Raw genomic sequence first — 16,141 nt, 5'->3', positions numbered from 1 at the left:
GGTCGGGCGCGTCAGCGCCCGAAACTCAGTTCTTCACCACGTCCGAGAGCATCAGCAGGAAGGACGGCTCCAGCGAGAAGTTCTCGACCCGGGCGCTCGTCACCGCATTCTGCTTCCAGTTCGCCACGAAGACCCAGGGCGCGTCATCCTGCACGATCTCCTGCATCTGCTTGTAAAGCTCGGCGCGCTCCGCCTGATCGGTCGAGACGCGGGCCTGTTCCAGCAGGTCGTCCACCTCGGGGTTCGAGTAGTAGCCCGAGTTGAAGCCGCCCGCCTCGGGCCATGCGTCGGTGCGCAGCGCGAGATAGGGCAGGGTGTCGGGGTCGTTGGTCATCCAGGCCATCTCGGCCATGTCCGCCTTGCCCTCCAGCCCCGGGTTCACCTCGCCGAGGAAGGTGTTCCACTCGTAGGTCTCGATGCTGACATCGAAGCCCACCGCTTCCAGATCCGCCTGGATGGCGGTGCCCATGGGGATCGGGTCCAGCATGCCGGAGCCGCCTTCGGTCACGTAGAAGGTCAGTTCCGCACCCTCGGCCCCGGCCTCGGCCAGCAGCTCCCTGGCCTTCTCGGGGTCGTAGGGGTAGGGCTCCAGCGCGTCGTTATAGGCCCATGCGAAGGCGGGCGGCGTCGGCCCCGCGGCGACCTCGGCGGTGCCTTCCAGCACGTCGTTGACCAGCGCTTCCTTGTTGATCGCGTAGTTGGCGGCCTGACGGACCAGCTTGTCGGCGAAGGGGCCTTCCTTGGCGTTCAGGATCAGGAACCAGACATGCGGTCCGGCCTGCTCGATCACCTTGTACTGGTCGCTCTCGAACTGGCCCAGCGAGTTCGGCGGCACCTCGACCATCATGTCGATGCCGCCCGCCAGCATCTCTGCCACGCGGGTGTTGGCGTCGGTGATCGGGCGGAAGACCACCGCCTCGGTGCCCGCCGTCTCGCCCCAGTAATCGGGGTTCTTCTCGATCACCACCGCCTCGTTCGAGCGCCACTCGGCGAATGTGAAGGGCCCGGTGCCAACCGGCGCGCGCCCGAAGTCGGCGCCGCCCGCCTCGACGGCGGCGGGCGAGATCAGCAGGCCGGTCGGGTAGGCGAGGTTCGACAGGAAGGGGGCGTAGGGCTCGGAGAGGGTGAATTTCACCGTCAATTCGTCCACCGCCTCAGTCGAGGCCACCGAGCCGAAGAAGAAGGCCAGCGGGAAGGGGCCGGTGTTGTGGAAGGGGTGATCCTCGTTCAGCATCCGGTCGAAGTTGAACTTCACCGCCTCGGCATTGAAGGGCGTGCCGTCGTGGAAGGTCACGCCCTCGCGCAGGGTGAAGGTGTATTCGGTCCCGTCCTCGCTGACCTCCCATCCGGTGGCCAGCTGCGGTTCCACCTCCAGCGTGCCGGGCTTGTAGCGCACCAGCCCCTCGTAAAGGTTCACGAGGATGCGGAAGTCGTTCACCGCCGTCACCGCCGCCGGGTCCAGAGATTTCGGCTCTGCGATCTGGCCGACGATCAGCACGCCGGGCGGGGTCTGGGCCAGGGCGGGCGCGGCAAGCGAGCCAAGCGCCAGTGTCGACGTGGCGGCGGCAAGCAGCGTCCGGCGCGTCAGGCTGAGGATGGTCATGGAAGGGCTCCCTGTTTTTATATGGATTCGAAATTATCATGATAATTTGCACCGGTCAATTTTTCATGATAATTTCAGAATGGCTTTCAGGAGACCTGTATGACCTTCTCGCTTCTTGCCCGGGATCCGGGCACCGGAACCCTTTGCGCCGCCGCCGCGACCGGATCGCTTTGCGTGGGGGGCTGGGTGCTGCGGGGGCGGCTTGACGCGGGTCTGAGCGCAAGCCAGGGCGCCGCGCCCTCGACCTTCTGGGGAGAGGAAGTGCTGGACCGGATGGCCGGGGGGCAAGGCGCCTCGACCGCCGTGGCCGAGGTGACCGGCGCGGATAGGGGGCGCGCCTGGCGGCAGCTTGCGGCCCTTGATCCGACGGGGCGGGCGGCGGCCTTCACCGGCGACGAGAACACCCCGCAGATGGGCGCACGGTCTTTTCCCGGCGGGATTGCCTCGGGCAATATGCTGGCCGGGCTGGAGGTGCTCGACGCCCTGTCGGAAGCCTTCCAGGGCGCGGGCGGTTCCCCGGCAGAGCGCCTGATCGCCGCGCTGCGCGCCGCCGACCGGGCGGGCAGCGACAGCCGGGGGTTGTTCTCTGCGGCGCTGCTGGTCCTCAGTCCGGCCCATGCGCCCCTGACCCTGCGCATCGATTACCATGACAGCGACCCCATCGGCGCGCTGCAGACGCTGCATGCCCGCGCGACCAGTGGCGGGTATGGTCGCTGGGCGCGGCAGGTGCCCTGCGCCGAGGACCCCGAGCGCATCCTCTCCGAGACCGATTTCCGCGACTGACCGCACCGGCGCCGGCCTGCCCGGGTTCATCCGACTAAAATAATCGGAATTGACATTCCCGACTGTAGTGGTCAGGTTTCCCGCAAAGCAACGGGGATTCTGGAGACCGCCATGGCTCTGCATCGGGACAGCGACAGCGAGACCGGCCGCGCCGCCGACCTTGCGTTTTGCGCGGCAGAGGCGCGGGCCCTTGCGATGCGCCTGACGCCGCCGGGGGCGGGTCTTCTGGACCGGCTGATCGACGGGGCGCGGTCATGAGCCTGCACAACCCGCCGCGCGGCGGCTCTCCGGTCGGGCGCCTGTCGCAATATGGCGCCGTCGAATCCGGCGCGATCCTTTACCTGCGCCTCTGCCTTGGGTCGCATGGCGCGATCGACCGCGCCCGGTCCGGGCTGATCGAGGCGCTGGGGGATGCCGCCGGCAGCCGGGCGACCGAGGCGCTGACGGACCTCGTGACGATCCTCTCCGACCATGGCCGCCGCCCGATGGCCTGCCACGGGCTGGCCTGCCAATGCGTCGGCGCCGACGAGGCCTGCCTTGCGCAGATGGTCGGATGTGCGGCGGAAGGCGCGATGGAGGATGCCACCCTGATGGCCACGCTGATGGTCCGGGCCGACCTTGCCCCGGCGCTGGCCGGGGCCGCGCAGGCCTTCGGGCTGTGGCTGAACCAGATGAACCGCCGCGTGATGGCGGCCCACCGGGCCGACGTCCATCGCGGACGCCTGCATTGACCCACAACTGACTGACTGACGAAGGGAACAGACCCCATGAAGACGACAGCGACAGCCATGGCTCTGGCACTGACCGCCGCCCTGCCCGCGATGGCGGACAAGGCCGCCGTGCTGGACACCTACGCCGATATCGCGCAGGCCGGATACGAGGACAGCCTGAGCAAGGCGCAGGATCTTCAGGCCGCCGTCGCGGCGCTGATCGCCGATCCGTCCGAGGCGACGCTGACCGCCGCCCGCACCGCATGGCTGGAAGCCCGCGTGCCCTACCAGCAGACCGAGGTCTTCCGCTTCGGCAATGCCATCGTCGACGACTGGGAAGGCAAGGTGAACGCATGGCCGCTGGACGAGGGCCTGATCGACTATGTCGATGCATCCTACGGCGGGGCCACGGACGAAAACGCCTATGCGGCGCTGAACGTGGTGGCCAACCCGACCTTCACCCTGTCCGGCGAAGAGGTCGACGCGACAGAGATCACCCCGGCGCTGCTGGAAGAGACCCTGCAAGAGGCCGATGCGGTCGAATCCAACGTTGCCACCGGCTATCACGCGGTGGAATTCCTGCTCTGGGGGCAGGACCTGAACGGCACCGATCACGGCGCCGGTGAGCGTCCCTGGACCGACTACGCGACGGGCGAGGCCTGCACCGGCGGCAATTGCGACCGCCGTGGCCAGTACCTGAAGGCCGCGACCGACCTGCTGGTGTCCGATCTGGAATACATGGCCGCGCAATGGGCCGAGGGCGGCGAGGCGCGCACCACCGTGACCGGCGACGAAGACGCGGGCATCGTGGCGATGCTGACCGGCATGGGCAGCCTGTCCTACGGCGAGCAGGCGGGCGAGCGCATGAAGCTGGGCGTCATGCTGAACGACCCCGAGGAAGAGCACGACTGCTTCTCGGACAACACCCACAACTCGCATTTCTATGACGGCATGGGCATCCGCAACGTCTACTTCGGGGAATATGTCCGCATCGACGGGTCGGTGGTGAGCGGCGAAAGCCTGTCCTCGCTGGTGGCGGCGGCCGACGCGGATGTGGACGCGGCCCTGCGCGCCGACATCAACCAGACCATGGTGGAACTGGGCCAGATCAAGGCCGCCGCCGAGGCGGGCTTCAGCTACGACCAGATGCTGGCGCGCGGCAACGCAGGCGGCGAGGCGCTGATCATGGCGGCGGTCGACGCATTGGTGCAACAAACCTCTGGTATCGAGCGGGCGGTGACCGCGCTTGGCCTCGACCGGATCGGCTTTGAGGGCTCCGACAGCCTCGACGACCCGGACGCGGTTTTCCAGTAACGCCACCCCGCCGGGGCGTCGCGGGCGCCCCGGGCCATCGCCCGTCCAGAAGGAACCGGCCATGATCGTCTGCCACTGCATGAACATCTCGGACCACGATATCCACGCCGCCGTGGACTGGATGCGCGCCTCGGACGAGGCGACGCTGATCACGCCGGGCAAGATCTACCGGGCGCTTGGCAAGAAGGCCGACTGCGGCGGCTGCCTGCCGCTGTTCATGAAGACCATGCAGGCCAACGACAATTTCGAGGTGCCGCTGGAACTGCGGCACCTGCGCCGCCTCGAACGTAGAGGACGCGGCTGACCGCGCCCTTGCAGGACCCAAGGCAGAAGACCACACTAACGCCGGTAGGTAAGCAAAAGGATTCCGACCATGAAGGGTGATGCGAAGGTCATCGAATATCTCAACGCGGCACTGCGCAGCGAGTTGACGGCGGTCAGCCAGTACTGGCTGCATTATCGCCTGCAGGAAGACTGGGGTTTCGGCAAGCTCGCCGACAAGTCGCGTGAGGAAAGCATCGAAGAGATGCACCACGCCGACAAGCTGATCCAGCGGATCATCTTCCTGGAAGGTCATCCGAACCTGCAAAAGCTGGACCCGCTGCGCATCGGCCAGACCCTGAAGGAAACGCTGGAGTCGGACCTCGCCGCGGAACATGAGGCGCGCACCCTGTATATCGAGGCCCGCAACCACTGCGACTCCGTGGGCGACTACGTGTCGAAGAACCTCTTCGAGGCGCTCATCGCCGATGAGGAAGGCCACATCGACTACCTCGAAACGCAGCTGGGCCTTTACGAGACCCTCGGCGCATCCAGCTACAGCCAGCTTCAGGCCAAATCCTCGGACGAGGCGGAATAAGCGCCCAAAGAGACCTGTTATGAAAAAACTCATGCTGCCGCTGCTTCTGGCGGCAGCCTTTCCCGTCGCCGCCGAAATGCCGGTTCTGGAGGACCTGCACCTGCCGGTGGTGCCCCGCACCGCCGACGAGGCCGCGCGCATCGCCCGCGTCACCGCCGCGCCCACCGATTTCACCGCACCAGAGCGGTTCGAGGCCAAGCCCGGCGGCGCGGCCACGGTGCGCCGGCGGTCCAGCGCGGATGCCTTCTCGCAGCCGTCCGCCAATATCGGCTTCGACGGCGAGCTTGATTTCAAGATCGGCAACGGGTTGTTCAAGAAGCTCTGGGTCTCGTCGCCCTCGTCGACGCTGGCCTCGGACGGGCTGGGGCCGGTGTTCAACGCCCGATCCTGCCAGCGCTGTCACCTGAAGGACGGGCGCGGCCACCCGCCCGAGGGGCCGGACGACAACCGCGTGTCGATGTTCCTGCGCCTGTCGGTGCCCTTCGACCAGACCGACATGACAGAGGTCGAGGCCTACCTCGCGACGCTGGGCGGGGCGCTGGCGCGGCCCGAACCCACCTACGGCGGACAGTTGCAGGACGTCGCCGTCCTTGGCCATGCCGCCGAGGGCCAGATGCAGATCACCTACGAAGAGGTGCCGGTGGCGCTGTCGGGCGGCGAAGAGGCGTCGCTGCGCAGGCCGACCTACAGTGTGACGGACCTTGGCTACGGGCCCATGGCCGATGACGTGATGCTCTCGCCGCGCGTGGCGCCGACCATGCTGGGCCTCGGCCTGATCGAGGCGATTCCCACGGCGGACATCCTCGCCCATGCGGACCCCGACGACGCGGACGGCGACGGCATCTCTGGCCGCGCGCAGGTGGTCTGGTCGCAGGAATACGACGCGCCGATGCTGGGGCGTTTCGGCTGGAAGGCGGGCAACCCCACGGTCCGCGAACAGTCCGCCGGGGCCTTCGCGGGCGACATCGGCATCTCGAACCCGTTGCACCCCTTGCCCGGCGGAGATTGCACCGAAGCGCAGACCACCTGCCTTGCCGGGCCGCATGGCGACGGCGACGCGCGCGGCGCCGAGATCGACGCCGAGGGGCTCGACCTCGTGACCTTCTACAGCCGCAACCTCGCCCTGCCGGAGCGCGTGGCGCTCGACGACCCCGAGGTGTTGCGCGGCAAGCGGGTGTTCCACGAGACCGGCTGCGCGTCCTGCCACGTGCCGAAGTTCGTCACCCATCGGCTGGCGGATGAAAGCGCGCAGAGCTTTCAGCTGATCTGGCCGCACTCCGACTTCCTGCTGCACGACATGGGCGAGGGGCTGGCCGACAACCGCCCCGAAGGGCTGGCCACGGGCCGCGAATGGCGCACCGCGCCGCTGTGGGGGATCGGCCTGACCGAACAGGTCAACGGCCACACCTATTTCCTGCACGACGGTCGCGCGCGGTCGCTGCTGGAAGCCGTCCTCTGGCACGGCGGCGAGGCGCAACCCGCCCGCGACCGTGTCGTCGAGATGCCGCCCGAAGACCGCGCCGCCCTGATCCGCTACCTGGAGAGCCTCTGATGCGCCTAGCCCTTGCCCTGTGCTGCCTTGCCTCGCCCCTTGCCGCCGGGGTCGCGGAGGCTGTCGACGACCACATCCTGCCCGCCTTCGATGCTTTCGTGGGGGATACGCAGGCGCTGAATGAGGCCGCGCAGGCCGATTGCACCGCCGAGGCGGTGAAGCCCGCCTACCAACGCGCCTTCGATGGCTGGATGGGCATCGCCCACCTGAACTTCGGCCCGCTGGAGGCCGACGGGCGCGCGCTGGCCATCGCCTTCTGGCCGGACAAGCGCGGTATCGTGGCCAGGACGGTTGCGGCGCTGCAAGGCGACGAGGATGCGGCGGTGAACGATCCCGCCACCTTCGCCGAGGTCTCTGTCGCCGGGCGCGGGCTGTTTGCGCTGGAGCGGCTGCTGTACGAGACCGACTACACCGCCGGGGATTACGCCTGCCGCTACGTGCAGGCCGTCAGCGCCGATCTTGCCCGGATGGGTGCCGAGATGCGCGCCGGGTGGACGGAACACGCCGGGCTGCTGACCACGGCGGGCGACAATGCCACCTACCTGACTGGGCGCGAGGCGGCCTCGACCCTCTACACCGCGCTGCTGGCGGGGTTGGAGTTCACCGCCGACCAGCGGTTGGGGCGGCCCCTGGGCACCTTCGACCGGCCCCGACCGGAACGCGCCGAGGCGCGGCGCTCGGACCGGCCGCTGCGGAATGTCGTGCTGTCGCTGGAGGCGACGCGCGGGCTGGCCCGGACCCTTGCCGAGGGTCCGATCCCGGTGACCGAGGCGGCCTATGACGAGGCGCTTCGGCTGGCCGCCGATCTGGACGATCCGCTGTTCGCGGGGGTCGACGATCCCGCGGGCCGTCTGAAGGTCGAGATCCTGCAACAGCACGTCCGCGCCCTGCGCACGGTGATCGCGGCAGAGATCGGCGCCGGGCTGGGCCTGTCCGAGGGGTTCAATTCGGCGGACGGAGACTGAGATGCGGCGGCGGCACTTCCTGACGGCTCTGCTGGCCTCGGCGACCCTGCCGCAGGTGACATGGGCGGACGCGGGCAACCCCGCCTTCCTCGCCGCCGCGCAAGAGCCCGACGGCACCTTCGCGCTGTTCGGATTGTCCGAGCAGGGGCAGGACCTGTTTCGCATTCCCTTGCCGGCCCGGGGCCACGCGGCGGCGGCCCATCCCCTGCGCCCCGAGGCGGTGGCCTTCGCGCGCCGTCCGGGCACCTATGCCCTTGTGATCGACTGTGTCTCGGGCCGGGTCGCGCATCGGCTGGAGGCGCCGGAGGGCCATCATTTCTACGGCCATGGCGCCTTTGTCGACGGCGGCGCGGTGCTGGTGACGACGGAAAACCACATCGACAGCGGCGTCGGGCGGCTGGGCCTCTGGGCGCGCGATGAGGGTTATCGCCGGATCGGGTCGCTGGCCTCGGGCGGCATCGGCCCGCACGAGATCCTGCGTCTGCCCGGTGACGTGCTGGCGGTGGCGAACGGCGGCATCCTGACCCATCCCGACCGGGGGCGCGAGAAACTGAACCTGGACAGCATGCGCCCCAACCTGTCCTACGTGACGGTGACCGGCGGCCTGCAGGAAAGCGTGGAGCTGTCGGAAGACCTGCACAGGGCCTCGATCCGGCACCTCGCGCATCGCGACGGCCTTGTGGGCTTTGCCATGCAGTGGCAGGGCGACCTGTCGGAGCCCGTGCCCCTGCTGGGGCTGCACCGCAAGGGCGGGCGCGTGACGCTGTGTGAGGCCGATCTGGCGGAGCAACTGGCGATGCAGGGCTACGCGGGCAGCGTGGCCATGGACGCGGGCCGCGTGGGGATCACCTCGCCCCGTGGCGGGCGGCTGCATCTGTTCGGCCTCGACGGGGAGTTCCTGACCGCGCTCAGCCGCTCGGACATCTGCGGGCTTGCGGCGGGGGCCGAGGGTCTCGTGGCCACGGATGGCCACGGCGGCATTCTGTCCTGCACGGACCGGCTGGCGCCCCTCTCGGTCGCGCGCCGCGCCTGGGACAATCACCTGGTCCGGCTGGGTTGAGACCTCAGAGGCAGGCCCAGTCGGTGAAGGTGTAGCGGCGCGGCCTGGGGGCACCGGGCTGGGGCAGCGGGTGCTTGTCGCGGGGCGTGCGCTTCGGTTTGGTCATATGTTCGGTCATATCCAGTACCTCCTGAAGCGCCGGGCCTTATCCTTGAAACAGGATGGCCTTGCCGCGCCCTGGGCGTCTTGGGGCAATCCTGTCACGGCGTGAACCACGTTAAAGGCCGGACGCTGTAGATGTCCCAATGGTGCTACGCGGCAGAGGTTCCGAACAGTGTGGGAATCCGGAGGGTCGGGTATCCCGGACCGTTGCGCCCCTGCAACAGTGCCGGTCGGTCGGGGGGCCAGCCGGGCGGCGGTTGCCCGTTGCATGCCCCGGGCACGCAAGGCAGAGTGCGCGCAACCATGGGAGGGATGGATGGGCGTGATCCTTGCGGGCGTATTGATGGGCCTCGGCGGCACTCTGGCGATGGACCTCTGGGCGCTGTTGCTGAACCGGCTCTTCGGGTTGCCGCTGGCGAACTGGGCGCGGGTCGGGCGCTGGGTTCTCAACCTGCAAGAGCGGGTGTTCCACGACGATTTCGACCGGGTCGCCCCGGCACAGGGCGAGCTGGCGGTGGGCTGGGTGTTTCACTACGCGGTCGGCGTGGTCTATGGCGTGGTCTTCGCGGTGCTTGCCGGACGCGACTGGATCGCGGAGCCCAGCTTCGTTCCGGTCTGGATCTTCGGCATCCTGACCATCGCGGCGGGCTGGTTCCTGCTGCAACCGGCGATCGGCGCCGGCTGGGCGGCCTCGCGCACCCCAAGCCCGGCCCGGACCCGCGTGCTGGGCCTGCTGGCGCATACGGTTTTTGCGCTGGGGATGTGGGTCACGGCCCTGCTGTTCTACTAGAAGGGCGCATGAAAAAGGGCGGGATCAGACCCGCCCTTCGTATTCAGTCGCCTGTGAACCGCTCAGAGCAGTTCGAGGTTGCCCGCGGACTCTTTGCCGTCGCGGCCGGACTGCAGTTCGTAGGAAACCTTCTGGTTGTCCTGGAGGCCGGTCAGGCCCGAACGCTCAACGGCGGAGATGTGCACGAACACGTCTTTGCCGCCATCTTCGGGCTGAATGAAGCCGTAGCCTTTGGTGGTGTTGAACCATTTCACGGTGCCGGTGGCCATCGTGAGAACTCCTGTCTGTGGTCCGCACGCGGGATGCTGCGGGTCGGCGTAGGTCAGAGCAAAATCGGAGCTCTGTCGCCGTGAAAGGCAGACAGGAAGGCGAATCTGGTAACGTAGCGGTGTGGTATATCGCAGGTTCCGTGATTCGGAGCAAGGGTCAAGGTGCGGCGCCGATCACACCCTTGGTGAGGATCAGGTTGCCGTAGAGCCGGAATTCGCCGGTCTGCACCACGGCAAAAGCCTTTTGGGCGCGTTCGTAGAAGGCGAAGCGTTCCAGCCGCGCGATCGGCGCGGGATTGTCGGCTGCATCCACAAGGGCCTGAAACTCTGCGAAAATCGGCGGGCTGGCCGTCGCGTCGCCGACCACCTGCATGACATGCGCATTGGCCTCGACAAAGCTGTCGAGCGGCAGCAGGTGGAGGATCGCTTTTGCAGCTTCGGTGGCGGAAATTCCGTCCATGCGGTGAACGCGCCGGCCCATGGCGTGGGCGGGGAAATTGGCGTCTCCGATGACGATCTCGTCGCCGTGGCCCATCTCGGCCAGGGTTTTCAGGAGATCGGGGGAGAGCAGGGCGGGGATGTGGTGCAGCATGGCGGCATGTGAACGCGGGCGGCGGCGTTAGGCAAGGGATAAAGCGCCGGGCGGGCGGGTCCAACCTTCTGCGTGGGCGGCGCCCGGCAAGGATCGAAGGCGCGTTCCGCCCGGTGGCCTGCGGCAGGGCGACGGGCGGCCCTGGCCTTGCATCTCTGCCGCAGGGGGCTGGCCCGATCCCTGTCCGGGTCGGGCCGCTTTTTTGCTCAGCGCGTGAACTTCTTGTGCTTCAGGCGCTTGGGTTCCAGGGCATCGGCGCCCAGGCGGCGCTTCTTGTCCTCTTCGTAGTCCGAGAAGGCGCCCTCGAACCATTCCACATGGGCCTCGCCCTCGAAGGCGAGGATATGGGTGCAGATCCGGTCGAGGAAGAAGCGGTCGTGCGAGATCACCACGGCGCAGCCGGCGAAGTCGACAAGGGCGTCTTCCAGTGCACGCAGGGTTTCCACGTCGAGGTCGTTGGTCGGTTCGTCGAGCAGGATGACGTTGCCGCCTTCCTTCAGCAGGCGCGCCATGTGGACGCGGTTGCGTTCACCACCCGAGAGCAGGCCGACCTTCTTCTGCTGGTCGCCGCCCTTGAAGTTGAAGGCGCCGCAATAGGCGCGGCTGTTCTGCTCGGCATCGCCCAGCTTGATCACCTCGGCGCCGCCGGAAATCGCCTGCCAGACGGTGTCGTCGGGGTTCAGGTCGTCGCGCGACTGGTCGACGTAGGACAGCTGCACCGTGTCGCCCAGTTCCACCGTCCCGGCGTCGGGTTCTTCCTTGCCGGTCAGCATCTTGAACAGCGTCGACTTGCCCGCGCCGTTGGGGCCGATGACGCCGACGATGCCACCCGGCGGCAGCGAGAAGGACAGGTCCTCGATCAGAAGCTTGTCGCCCATGGCCTTCTTCAGACCCTCGACCTCGATCACCTTCGAGCCCAGGCGCTGGCCGTTGGGAATGATGATCTGGGCGCGCGACAGCTTTTCGCGCTCGGACTTCGAGGCCATCTCGTTATAGGCCTGAATACGCGCCTTGGACTTCGACTGGCGCGCCTTGGCGCCCTGCCGCATCCATTCCAGTTCGCGCTCCAGCGTCTTCTGCTTGGCCTTGTCCTCGCGGGCTTCCTGTTCCAGCCGCTTGGCCTTCTGTTCCAGCCACGAGGAATAGTTGCCCTCGTAGGGGATGCCGCGACCGCGATCCAGTTCGAGGATCCAGCCGGTGATGCTGTCGAGGAAGTAACGGTCGTGGGTGACGATCAGGATCGTGCCCTTGTAGTCGATCAGGTGCTGTTGCAGCCAGGCGATGGTCTCGGCGTCGAGGTGGTTGGTCGGTTCGTCGAGCAGCAGCATGTCGGGCGCTTCGAGCAGCAGCTTGCACAGCGCCACGCGGCGGCGTTCACCGCCCGAGAGGGTCGCGACGTTGGCGTCGTCCGGCGGGCAGCGCAGCGCCTCCATCGAGACGTCGATCTGGCTGTCGAGATCCCAGAGGTTCTCGGCGTCGATCTTGTCCTGCAGCTGGGCCATCTCCTCGGCGGTCTCGTCCGAGTAGTTCATCGCCAGTTCGTTGTACTTGTCGAGGATCGCCTTCTTCTCGGCGACGCCCAGCATGACATTTTCGCGCACCGTCAGCGTCTCGTCGAGATGCGGTTCCTGCGGGAGGTAGCCGACCTTGGCGCCCTCTGCGGCCCATGCCTCGCCGGTGAAGTCCTTGTCCATGCCGGCCATGATCTTCATCAGGGTCGACTTACCCGCGCCGTTGACGCCGACGACACCGATCTTGACGCCGGGCAGGAAGCTTAGGCGGATGTTTTCAAAGCACTTCTTGCCACCCGGATAGGTCTTGGACACCCCGTCCATGTGGTAGACATACTGGTAAGAGGCCATGATATCGCTCCGCAAATCTGTGCCGGTTTGCTGCGGAGTATCTCAAGGGCTGTGCGGGCGCAATGCTGCGGCGGGACCGAGCCGCTGCCGGGGCCGTCTTTGGTCCTGATTTTGCGAGGAAAGCCAGGTGCTTGACGGTCGTTCGGGGCAGTTGGGCAGCGGCCCTTGCCGACCGGCTGGCCGGGATCGCAGCCGACATTGTCCTCTGCCATTGCGCCGGGGGCAAAGCGCGGCGCGCCCGGACGCGCAACCCCGGGACGCCGGGTCCATGCTCTGTGCTTGCCTTCGGATGCGCGGCTTCGTACCCAAGGCACCGGCCTTGCCCGGTTCAATGACGTCCCGGACGGCCCTTGAGGAGACGTCTTGTGCGCGAAGGCCTTGCAGCTGGGGTACTGGCACCGGGTATGACCGTCGGTCTGCTTGGCGGCAGCTTCGATCCCCCCCACGCGGGGCACCTGCACCTGTCACGCGAAGCCCTGAAACGCTTCGGGCTGGACCGTGTCGTGTGGCTGGTGTCCCCGGGCAACCCGCTGAAGCCCGATGCCCCCGCGTCGATGATGCGCCGCATGCAGGCCGCCCGGGCGATGATCGACCACCCGCGAATCGCCGTCAGCGACTTCGAGGCGCGCAACCGCACCCGCTTCACGGCGGAAAGCCTGTCTGCGCTGCGGGCGCGGCACCCGACGGTGCGGTTCACATGGCTGATGGGGGCCGACAATCTTGTGCAGATCCACCGTTGGGAGGATTGGCACAGCATCTTTGCCAGCGTGCCGGTCGGTGTCCTTGCCCGACCGGGCATGCGCCGCGCGGCGCGCAATTCCGTCGCCGCCCGGATCTATCGCGCCGCACAGCTTCCGGCCCATGCGGCACGGCGCCTGCCGACCAGCGAGACCCCGGCATGGTGCTTTCTCAACATGCCGATGCTGGACGTGAGTTCTTCGGCGCTGCGGGCCTCGGGGCTGTGGAGCCGGGACGAGGGCGCCCTTGCCGAGAAGTGATCGGGCCCCCGCAAGGATCGGTTGCCGTATGGCGCGGGAATCGCTTAGATCGGCGGTATGAGCGACGGGATATCTAGACGCGGCATGCTGGGTGGGGCGCTGGCCCTGATCCTTACCGCAAACTCTGTGCGCGCGGAGTCTGCCGCGCCTGCGACCTCGCTGCGTCCGGTCGGGCGCGCGGACGATCTGCTCAGGCGCAACCAGGCCACTGGTGAGGAACTGATCGCCAAGGCGCGGCTGGGGGCGAATGCAGAGGTCAGCTATGCGGTGGCCAATATGCAGACCGGGCTTCTGCTGGAAGAGCATTCCCCCGCGACGGGCCTGCCCCCGGCCAGCGTGGCCAAGGCGCTGACGGCCTCTTATGCGCTGGACGTGCTGGGCCCGGAGTACCGTTTCGAAACGCGGATCCTTGCAACCGGCGGGATCAAGGACGGCATCGTTCAGGGCGACCTGATCCTTGCGGGCGGCGGCGACCCGACGCTTGACACCGACGGCCTTGCGGCGCTGGCGGCCAGCATGAAGGCGGCGGGGGTCACCAGCGTGCTGGGAGAGTTCCGGGTCTGGGGCGGGGCGCTGGCCTTTGCGCCCGAGATCGACACCGAACAGCCGCCGCATGTGGGCTACAGCCCGGCGGTCTCGGGGCTGAACCTGAACTACAACCGTGTGCATTTCGAGTGGCGCCGCAACGGGTCCGGCTACGTGGTCAACATGGATGCGCGGACGGCGGCGCATCGGCCCTCTGTACAGTTCGCGCGGATGGACGTGGTGGCCCGCAGCCTGCCGGTCTACACCTACGACGACCACGAGGGCCGCGACGACTGGACCGTGGCCCGCGGCGCGCTGGGTGATGGCGGATCGCGCTGGCTGCCGGTCCGCAAGCCAGAGCTTTACGCCGGCGAGGTCTTCCAGACCTTCGCGCGCACGCAGGGGATTTCCCTGAACGCGCCGGTGCCGGTGACGGCCCTGCCCGAGGGCGCCGAGGTCGTGGCCACGCAGGACAGCGCGCCGCTGCGGGTGATCCTGCAGGACATGCTCAAGTGGTCGACCAACCTGACGGCGGAGGCCGTCGGCATGGCGGCGAGCAAGGCGCGCCTGGGGCAGGTGCCCGAGACGCTGAAGGCCTCGGCGGCAGAGATGAACGCCTGGGCGAAAGAGCGGATCGGTGCCGTCGAGGTCGCGCTGGTCGATCACTCGGGCCTTGGCGGCGACAGCCGGGCCAGCGCGCTTGACATGATGCTGGCGCTCAAGACGGTGCGGCCTCTGCTGGAGCTGAAGCCGCTGCTGAAGCCCTTCACCATGCGGGACAGTCAGCGGCGCGTGGTCGAGGACCATCCGCTGAAGGTGCATGCGAAGACCGGCACGCTGAATTTCGTCAGCGGTCTTGCGGGCTTCGTCGATCTGCCGGACGGGACAGAGCTGGTCTTTGCGATCTTCTGCGCCGACGTGGCGCGGCGCGAGGCGCTGCCGATGGCGCAGCGCGAGCGTCCCGAGGGCGGGAACTCGTGGAACGTGCGGGCGAAGACCCTGCAACAGGCGCTGATCGAGCGCTGGGGCGTGATGTACGCGGCCTGAGGCCCCGCCTGACGCCGGATGTGACGAGGCGGGCCGCTGCCCGTCCCGATGGGGTCAGTTCTGTATCACCACGCGCATGTTGTTCTTGCCGACCTGCTGGGTCAGGCCGAAGAGCACGGCGGCATGTTCCGGGTGCAGGCGCACGCAACCGGCAGAGGCCGGGCGGCCAAGGCCGCTGATCTGGTTGGTCCCGTGGATCGCGTAATTGCCGTTGAAGAAGATCGAGTAGGGCATCGGCGCGTTATTGTAGAGCGATGACTTGTGGTAGCGCGACAGCCACTTCGCCGACCAGGTCCCGCGCGGCGTCCACTTGCCCGACCGCGCCGTCGAGACCGGCCAGCGGTAGGCGATCTTGCCATTGTGGATCACGGTCATGGTCTGCGAAGAAATGTCGACCTTGGCGACAAGCGCCGCAGCGTCAGAGGCGTCCGGAGACATCACCAGCATGGCCGCGCCGAAGGCGGCGGCGATCAGTCGTTTCATATCTGTCCCTCCAGGGTTTGCGTCGATGTGGCAGCATCGGCGAAAAAGTGCCTAGGGGAGAGTACAGCGCGAAAGCCCGCCGGTCAGTCCGGGATTCCGGACCTTTCCGGCCACAAATTGCTACGGTGTTGAAATCCTGCACCGATCCGGTCCGGGAATCGCCCCGGAATCATGCTTGTCAAGCCGGCAGGTGCCGTGCGCGTGCCCCACGTTCGATCGCGGCAGCGTGAAGCCGGTCGATGTCCAGTTCGTAGCGAATCTCTTCCAGCAGGCGCAATTCCGATTCGTTCAGGGTGCCATCGGCGGCGGCGACGTCGCAGGCCATCGCGTAGGCGGTTTCGAACAGGCGCGTGGGCAGGTTGTCGCGGATCAGGCCGAAAAGGGTGTCGAGGCCGTCCTCCTGCTCGAACAGGTCGAAGACCAGGCTGGCCATGCTCTTGACCCGGTCCGCGTCGTATTCGGCGAAGATCGGCAGAAGGTTGACGGTCGAGTCGATCTTGACCAATTCGGCGGTGCGCAGGTTCTCATCCGAGGCCGATACGGCGATCATCAGCGCGACAAGGCAGTCCTGCGGGCTGAGCGGGTGGGCGGTGTCGGTCATGGTCTCGGGCCTTTGGGTCTTGTGTC

General features: G+C 67.5%; 18 protein-coding genes. 12 read left to right on the top strand and 6 right to left on the bottom strand.

All coding sequences use genetic code 11. The annotated features are described in order from the left end of the window. Positions 1 to 25 precede the first annotated feature (25 nt). A complete protein-coding gene (locus tag ACN5KJ_RS09170; RefSeq protein ID WP_418593456.1) occupies positions 26 to 1,603 on the bottom strand; it encodes an ABC transporter substrate-binding protein in 1,578 nt (525 codons plus the stop codon). A 99-nt stretch (positions 1,604 to 1,702) separates the two neighbouring features. Between ACN5KJ_RS09170 and ACN5KJ_RS09165 the strand changes: the two genes are divergently transcribed. The 10 genes from ACN5KJ_RS09165 to ACN5KJ_RS09120 all read left to right on the top strand — a co-directional run bounded on the left by ACN5KJ_RS09165 (position 1,703) and on the right by ACN5KJ_RS09120 (position 9,738). Continuing rightward, entirely contained in the window at positions 1,703 to 2,386 is a 684-nt protein-coding gene (locus ACN5KJ_RS09165) for a DUF1028 domain-containing protein (protein ID WP_418593454.1), read from the top strand. A 111-nt stretch (positions 2,387 to 2,497) separates the two neighbouring features. Continuing rightward, complete coding sequence (locus ACN5KJ_RS09160; RefSeq protein ID WP_023847847.1) at positions 2,498 to 2,644, top strand: hypothetical protein; 147 nt, start codon at positions 2,498 to 2,500, stop codon at positions 2,642 to 2,644. Further along, positions 2,641 to 3,117: a hypothetical protein gene (locus tag ACN5KJ_RS09155; RefSeq protein WP_418593453.1), complete on the top strand. Its 477-nt coding sequence runs from the start codon at positions 2,641 to 2,643 to the stop codon at positions 3,115 to 3,117. Before ACN5KJ_RS09160 ends, ACN5KJ_RS09155 begins: the two co-directional genes overlap by 4 nt. A 36-nt stretch (positions 3,118 to 3,153) precedes the next feature. Then, the gene (locus tag ACN5KJ_RS09150; RefSeq protein WP_418593451.1) at positions 3,154 to 4,410 is read left to right on the top strand and encodes an imelysin family protein; all 1,257 of its coding nucleotides are present in this window, start codon (positions 3,154 to 3,156) and stop codon (positions 4,408 to 4,410) included. 61 nt (positions 4,411 to 4,471) lie between these two features. Continuing rightward, entirely contained in the window at positions 4,472 to 4,714 is a 243-nt protein-coding gene (locus ACN5KJ_RS09145) for a (2Fe-2S)-binding protein (RefSeq protein ID WP_347165857.1), read from the top strand. Positions 4,715 to 4,783: 69 nt separating this feature from the next. Next, a complete protein-coding gene (gene bfr / locus ACN5KJ_RS09140; protein ID WP_418593449.1) occupies positions 4,784 to 5,269 on the top strand; it encodes a bacterioferritin in 486 nt (161 codons plus the stop codon). Between the two features lie 31 nt (positions 5,270 to 5,300). Then, the gene (locus ACN5KJ_RS09135) at positions 5,301 to 6,821 is read left to right on the top strand and encodes a di-heme oxidoredictase family protein (protein WP_418593575.1); all 1,521 of its coding nucleotides are present in this window, start codon (positions 5,301 to 5,303) and stop codon (positions 6,819 to 6,821) included. After that, the gene (locus tag ACN5KJ_RS09130; protein ID WP_418593447.1) at positions 6,821 to 7,786 is read left to right on the top strand and encodes an imelysin family protein; all 966 of its coding nucleotides are present in this window, start codon (positions 6,821 to 6,823) and stop codon (positions 7,784 to 7,786) included. Before ACN5KJ_RS09135 ends, ACN5KJ_RS09130 begins: the two co-directional genes overlap by 1 nt. A 1-nt stretch (position 7,787) precedes the next feature. Next, complete coding sequence (locus ACN5KJ_RS09125) at positions 7,788 to 8,846, top strand: DUF1513 domain-containing protein (protein ID WP_418593446.1); 1,059 nt, start codon at positions 7,788 to 7,790, stop codon at positions 8,844 to 8,846. A gap of 418 nt (positions 8,847 to 9,264) precedes the next feature. Further along, positions 9,265 to 9,738, top strand: coding sequence for a DUF2938 family protein (locus ACN5KJ_RS09120; protein WP_418593444.1), 474 nt, complete (start codon positions 9,265 to 9,267; stop codon positions 9,736 to 9,738). Between the two features lie 62 nt (positions 9,739 to 9,800). Here the strand turns inward: ACN5KJ_RS09120 and ACN5KJ_RS09115 are convergent, their stop codons facing one another. The 3 genes from ACN5KJ_RS09115 to ettA all read right to left on the bottom strand — a co-directional run bounded on the left by ACN5KJ_RS09115 (position 9,801) and on the right by ettA (position 12,461). After that, a complete protein-coding gene (locus ACN5KJ_RS09115) occupies positions 9,801 to 10,007 on the bottom strand; it encodes a cold-shock protein (protein WP_023847837.1) in 207 nt (68 codons plus the stop codon). A 157-nt stretch (positions 10,008 to 10,164) separates the two neighbouring features. Then, positions 10,165 to 10,599, bottom strand: a complete 435-nt coding sequence (locus tag ACN5KJ_RS09110; protein ID WP_418593442.1) for an RbsD/FucU family protein — start codon at positions 10,597 to 10,599, stop codon at positions 10,165 to 10,167. A 206-nt stretch (positions 10,600 to 10,805) separates the two neighbouring features. Continuing rightward, positions 10,806 to 12,461 (bottom strand): energy-dependent translational throttle protein EttA, encoded by a 1,656-nt coding sequence (gene ettA / locus ACN5KJ_RS09105; protein WP_418593441.1) that lies wholly within the window; start codon positions 12,459 to 12,461, stop codon positions 10,806 to 10,808. A gap of 404 nt (positions 12,462 to 12,865) precedes the next feature. Between ettA and ACN5KJ_RS09100 the strand changes: the two genes are divergently transcribed. Then, positions 12,866 to 13,459 carry a nicotinate-nucleotide adenylyltransferase gene (locus ACN5KJ_RS09100; protein WP_418593439.1) on the top strand — a complete coding sequence of 198 codons (594 nt, stop codon included), beginning with the start codon at positions 12,866 to 12,868 and terminating at the stop codon, positions 13,457 to 13,459. A gap of 57 nt (positions 13,460 to 13,516) precedes the next feature. Continuing rightward, a complete protein-coding gene (dacB, locus tag ACN5KJ_RS09095; RefSeq protein WP_418593437.1) occupies positions 13,517 to 15,031 on the top strand; it encodes a D-alanyl-D-alanine carboxypeptidase/D-alanyl-D-alanine-endopeptidase in 1,515 nt (504 codons plus the stop codon). A 54-nt stretch (positions 15,032 to 15,085) separates the two neighbouring features. Here the strand turns inward: dacB and ACN5KJ_RS09090 are convergent, their stop codons facing one another. Further along, the gene (locus ACN5KJ_RS09090) at positions 15,086 to 15,514 is read right to left on the bottom strand and encodes a L,D-transpeptidase (RefSeq protein ID WP_418593435.1); all 429 of its coding nucleotides are present in this window, start codon (positions 15,512 to 15,514) and stop codon (positions 15,086 to 15,088) included. Positions 15,515 to 15,692: 178 nt separating this feature from the next. Then, entirely contained in the window at positions 15,693 to 16,115 is a 423-nt protein-coding gene (locus tag ACN5KJ_RS09085; RefSeq protein ID WP_347165846.1) for a tellurite resistance TerB family protein, read from the bottom strand. Positions 16,116 to 16,141 lie beyond the last annotated feature (26 nt).

Source organism: Ponticoccus sp. (in: a-proteobacteria) (genome assembly GCF_048381735.1).
The sequence above is the reverse complement of the archived record's forward strand: the minus strand, read 5'-3'. Positions and strand labels throughout refer to the sequence as shown.